Origin of the sequence: Scleromatobacter humisilvae, assembly GCF_023231945.1 — a bacterium.
Taxonomy (GTDB): Bacteria; Pseudomonadota; Gammaproteobacteria; order Burkholderiales; family Burkholderiaceae_C; genus Scleromatobacter; species Scleromatobacter humisilvae.
The window spans coordinates 1-5617 of sequence record NZ_JAJLJH010000021.1; the positions used below are offsets into that span (position 1 = coordinate 1).

Genomic DNA, 5617 nt, shown 5'->3' on the forward strand with positions numbered 1-5617 from the left:
AAGTCTGACTGCTTGACAAGGTTTTAAAAGCAGATCATAATTCCGCTTCTGTGCTGATAACAGCACGACGACGCAAACAACGGTTTGCCTCGCAAGCTCTTTAAAAATCAACAGCCGATAAGCGTGGGCGTTTGAAGGCGAGTGCCAAGAAACTAGCTGTCAAAAGCGACGTTTCAAGGTCTTATGGACTTTAAACGCTCATGAAGATTGAATGGAACTTGTAACGAGTTTCTTCAATTCCTTTATGAGTAATTCAAGATCGAACTGAAGAGTTTGATCCTGGCTCAGATTGAACGCTGGCGGCATGCCTTACACATGCAAGTCGAACGGTAACAGGTTAAGCTGACGAGTGGCGAACGGGTGAGTAATATATCGGAACGTGCCCAGTAGTGGGGGATAGCCCGGCGAAAGCCGGATTAATACCGCATACGACCTACGGGTGAAAGCGGGGGATCGCAAGACCTCGCGCTATTGGAGCGGCCGATATCAGATTAGCTAGTTGGTGGGGTAAAAGCCCACCAAGGCGACGATCTGTAGCTGGTCTGAGAGGACGACCAGCCACACTGGGACTGAGACACGGCCCAGACTCCTACGGGAGGCAGCAGTGGGGAATTTTGGACAATGGACGCAAGTCTGATCCAGCCATGCCGCGTGCGGGAAGAAGGCCTTCGGGTTGTAAACCGCTTTTGTCAGGGAAGAAAAGTCTGGGGCTAATATCCTTGGACGATGACGGTACCTGAAGAATAAGCACCGGCTAACTACGTGCCAGCAGCCGCGGTAATACGTAGGGTGCAAGCGTTAATCGGAATTACTGGGCGTAAAGCGTGCGCAGGCGGTTCTATAAGACAGATGTGAAATCCCCGGGCTCAACCTGGGAACTGCATTTGTGACTGTAGAGCTGGAGTACGGCAGAGGGGGATGGAATTCCGCGTGTAGCAGTGAAATGCGTAGATATGCGGAGGAACACCGATGGCGAAGGCAATCCCCTGGGCCTGTACTGACGCTCATGCACGAAAGCGTGGGGAGCAAACAGGATTAGATACCCTGGTAGTCCACGCCCTAAACGATGTCAACTGGTTGTTGGGAAGGTTCCTTCTCAGTAACGTAGCTAACGCGTGAAGTTGACCGCCTGGGGAGTACGGCCGCAAGGTTGAAACTCAAAGGAATTGACGGGGACCCGCACAAGCGGTGGATGATGTGGTTTAATTCGATGCAACGCGAAAAACCTTACCTACCCTTGACATGTCAAGAATTTCGCAGAGATGTGGAAGTGCTCGAAAGAGAACTTGAACACAGGTGCTGCATGGCCGTCGTCAGCTCGTGTCGTGAGATGTTGGGTTAAGTCCCGCAACGAGCGCAACCCTTGTCATTAGTTGCTACGAAAGGGCACTCTAATGAGACTGCCGGTGACAAACCGGAGGAAGGTGGGGATGACGTCAGGTCCTCATGGCCCTTATGGGTAGGGCTACACACGTCATACAATGGCCGGTACAGAGGGTCGCCAACCCGCGAGGGGGAGCCAATCCCAGAAAACCGGTCGTAGTCCGGATCGCAGTCTGCAACTCGACTGCGTGAAGTCGGAATCGCTAGTAATCGCGGATCAGCTTGCCGCGGTGAATACGTTCCCGGGTCTTGTACACACCGCCCGTCACACCATGGGAGCGGGTTCTGCCAGAAGTAGTTAGCCTAACCGCAAGGAGGGCGATTACCACGGCAGGGTTCGTGACTGGGGTGAAGTCGTAACAAGGTAGCCGTATCGGAAGGTGCGGCTGGATCACCTCCTTTCTGGAAAAAACGCACTCAAATTCTTGCGCTCACGCTTATCGGCTGTTTATTTAGACAACAACAGTGGAAGTGCGCGTGCGAGCGTCGACGCATTCACGCGGACAGACTCGCGGTTCGAACGTTTGGCTCGAAACAGCATGACGATTACCGTGGGCCTGTAGCTCAGTTGGTTAGAGCACCGTCTTGATAAGGCGGGGGTCGTTGGTTCGAATCCAACCAGGCCCACCACACGGTCAGGTCATCGTGGGGGATTAGCTCAGCTGGGAGAGCACCTGCTTTGCAAGCAGGGGGTCGTCGGTTCGATCCCGACATCCTCCACCACCGCGCGCTCACTTCAACACAGCATCGGCTGTTCACTGTTGCCCCACGTCACAGACCCAAGCGGCTGTCGAGATTTTCGACGGGCCATTTCGGTCTGTCACGCAAGTGGCAGTTGTTCTTTAACAATTCATGGATAACGAATCGAGTTCGCCAGCGGAAAGTCTGCGGGGGTAAAGGCCTTCAGACACCGTGCCGCTGGCGATATTATGATTGCGTCAACAGATATTCATCTTCGAAGTATGCGAATACGACGAATTTGAAAGGCAAACGCGTAAATACTCAAATACTGACTATCCAGTCAGTGATTGCAGTCCTTGACGATGCCAGCTTAGTCGGCTGGCGTCAAAGTTATAGGGTCAAGTGACTAAGTGCATGTGGTGGATGCCTTGGCGATTACAGGCGACGAAGGACGTGATAGCCTGCGATAAGCTTCGGGGAGCTGGCAAATTAGCTTTGATCCGGAGATTTCCGAATGGGGAAACCCACTCCGCAAGGAGTAACTTTGGCTGAATACATAGGCCACTGTGGCGAACCGGGTGAACTGAAACATCTCAGTAGCTCGAGGAAAAGACATCAACCGAGATTCCGAAAGTAGTGGCGAGCGAAATCGGAACAGCCTGTGCTCTTTAGCAGACGACATATTGGAACGGAATGGAAAGTCCGGCCATAGCGGGTGATAGCCCCGTACAAGAAATGACTTCTGTGGAACTAAGTGCACGACAAGTAGGGCGGGACACGTGTAATCCTGTCTGAATATGGGGGGACCATCCTCCAAGGCTAAATACTCGTAATCGACCGATAGTGAACAAGTACCGTGAGGGAAAGGCGAAAAGAACCCCGGGAGGGGAGTGAAATAGATCCTGAAACCGCATGCATACAAAAAGTAGGAGCCGCAAGGTGACTGCGTACCTTTTGTATAATGGGTCAGCGACTTACATTCAGTGGCAAGCTTAACCGAGTAGGGGAGGCGTAGGGAAACCGAGTCCGAACAGGGCGTTCAAGTCGCTGGGTGTAGACCCGAAACCAGGTGATCTATCCATGGCCAGGATGAAGGTGCGGTAACACGCACTGGAGGTCCGAACCGACTAGTGTTGCAAAACTAGCGGATGAGCTGTGGATAGGGGTGAAAGGCTAAACAAACCTGGAGATAGCTGGTTCTCTCCGAAAACTATTTAGGTAGTGCCTCAAGTATTACCATCGGGGGTAGAGCACTGTTATGGCTAGGGGGTCATGGCGACTTACCAAACCATTGCAAACTCCGAATACCGATGAGTACAGCTTGGGAGACAGTGCACCGGGTGCTAACGTCCGGACACAAGAGGGAAACAACCCAGACCGCCAGCTAAGGTCCCCAAAATTGGCTAAGTGGGAAACGAAGTGGGAAGGCTAAAACAGTCAGGATGTTGGCTTAGAAGCAGCCATCATTTAAAGAAAGCGTAATAGCTCACTGATCGAGTCGTCCTGCGCGGAAGATGTAACGGGGCTAAGCCAGTTACCGAAGCTGCGGATTTGCGATTTATCGCAAGTGGTAGGAGAGCGTTCTGTACGCCTGTGAAGGTGGATCGTGAGGTCTGCTGGAGGTATCAGAAGTGCGAATGCTGACATGAGTAGCGTTAAAGAGGGTGAAAAGCCCTCTCGCCGAAAGCGCAAGGTTTCCTACGCAACGTTCATCGGCGTAGGGTGAGTCGGCCCCTAAGGCGAGGCAGAGATGCGTAGCTGATGGGAAACAGGTCAATATTCCTGTACCGATCTATAGTGCGATGTGGGGACGGAGAAGGTTAACTCAGCCGGGTGTTGGATGTCCCGGTTCAAGCCTGTAGTCATGCCTGGTAGGCAAATCCGCCGGGCTTAGATGAGGGGTGATAACGAGGCTGCTTGCAGCCGAAGTGAGTGATACCCTGCTTCCAGGAAAAGCCACTAAGCTTCAGCTATAGACGACCGTACCGCAAACCGACACTGGTGCGCGAGATGAGTATTCTAAGGCGCTTGAGAGAACTCTGGAGAAGGAACTCGGCAAATTGACACCGTAACTTCGGAAGAAGGTGTGCCTTTAGTAGGTGAAGTCCCCCGCGGATGGAGCCCAATGAGGTTGCAAAGAATCGGTGGCTGCGACTGTTTAATAAAAACACAGCACTCTGCAAAGACGAAAGTCGACGTATAGGGTGTGACGCCTGCCCGGTGCTGGAAGATTAAATGATGGGGTGCAAGCTCTTGATTGAAGTCCCAGTAAACGGCGGCCGTAACTATAACGGTCCTAAGGTAGCGAAATTCCTTGTCGGGTAAGTTCCGACCTGCACGAATGGCGTAACGATGGCCACACTGTCTCCTCCAGAGACTCAGCGAAGTTGAAATGTTTGTGATGATGCAATCTCCCCGCGGAAAGACGGAAAGACCCCATGAACCTTTACTGTAGCTTTACATTGGACTTTGAACAGATCTGTGTAGGATAGGTGGGAGGCTTTGAAGTAGGGACGCTAGTTCTTATGGAGCCAACGTTGAAATACCACCCTGGTGTGTTTGAGGTTCTAACCTTGGCCCGTGATCCGGGTTGGGGACAGTGTATGGTGGGCAGTTTGACTGGGGCGGTCTCCTCCCAAAGTGTAACGGAGGAGTTCGAAGGTACGCTAGCCACGGTCGGAAATCGTGGTGATAGTGCATTGGCATAAGCGTGCTTGACTGCGAGACTGACAAGTCGAGCAGGTACGAAAGTAGGACAAAGTGATCCGGTGGTTCTGTATGGAAGGGCCATCGCTCAACGGATAAAAGGTACTCTGGGGATAACAGGCTGATACCGCCCAAGAGTTCATATCGACGGCGGTGTTTGGCACCTCGATGTCGGCTCATCTCATCCTGGGGCTGTAGCCGGTCCCAAGGGTATGGCTGTTCGCCATTTAAAGAGGTACGTGAGCTGGGTTTAAAACGTCGTGAGACAGTTTGGTCCCTATCTTCCGTGGGCGTTGCAAGATTGAGAGAGCCTGCTCCTAGTACGAGAGGACCGGAGTGGACGCACCTCTGGTGTATCGGTTGTCACGCCAGTGGCATTGCCGAGTAGCTAAGTGCGGAAGAGATAACCGCTGAAAGCATCTAAGCGGGAAACTCGTCTCAAGATGAGTCTTGCCGGGGCCTTGAGCCCCCTGAAGGGTCGTTCGAGACCAGGACGTTGATAGGTCGGGTGTGGAAGCGCAGTAATGCGTTAAGCTAACCGATACTAATTGCCCGTGAGGCTTGACCCTATAACTTTGACAACCAAGTCAAAGATATGTGTTTGCCTCTGTTGAAGCAGTCATAATATCGATTCGGAAATCCATTGAATTGGCTGCCACGTTCGTGTGAACGCGGCGGCAACCAGTTAAGCCTGATGACCATAGCGAGGTGGTCCCACTCCTTCCCATCCCGAACAGGACAGTGAAACGCCTCTGCGCCGATGATAGTGCGGGTTCCCGTGTGAAAGTAGGACATTGTCAGGCTAATATCCCTGCAACCGCCCGAGCTAAATTCTTAGCTCGGGCGT

At 52.6% G+C, this 5617-nt stretch carries 2 tRNA genes and 3 rRNA genes; all 5 read left to right on the top strand.

Going from position 1 to position 5617, the window contains the following annotated elements:
- The first annotated feature begins 261 nt into the window (after nucleotides 1-261).
- The 5 genes from LPC04_RS28955 (at nucleotide 262) to rrf (ending at nucleotide 5573) form a co-directional block, all read left to right on the top strand.
- Nucleotides 262-1785, top strand: a 16S ribosomal RNA gene (locus LPC04_RS28955).
- A gap of 151 nt (nucleotides 1786-1936) precedes the next feature.
- Nucleotides 1937-2013: transfer RNA gene (locus LPC04_RS28960), tRNA-Ile, on the top strand.
- A gap of 17 nt (nucleotides 2014-2030) precedes the next feature.
- Nucleotides 2031-2106 (top strand) — tRNA-Ala (locus LPC04_RS28965).
- A gap of 354 nt (nucleotides 2107-2460) precedes the next feature.
- A 23S ribosomal RNA gene (locus LPC04_RS28970) occupies nucleotides 2461-5339 on the top strand.
- Between the two features lie 121 nt (nucleotides 5340-5460).
- Nucleotides 5461-5573: ribosomal RNA gene (gene rrf, locus LPC04_RS28975) — 5S ribosomal RNA — on the top strand.
- The 16S, 23S and 5S rRNA genes sit together here with 2 tRNA genes alongside, the layout of an rRNA operon.
- Nucleotides 5574-5617 lie beyond the last annotated feature (44 nt).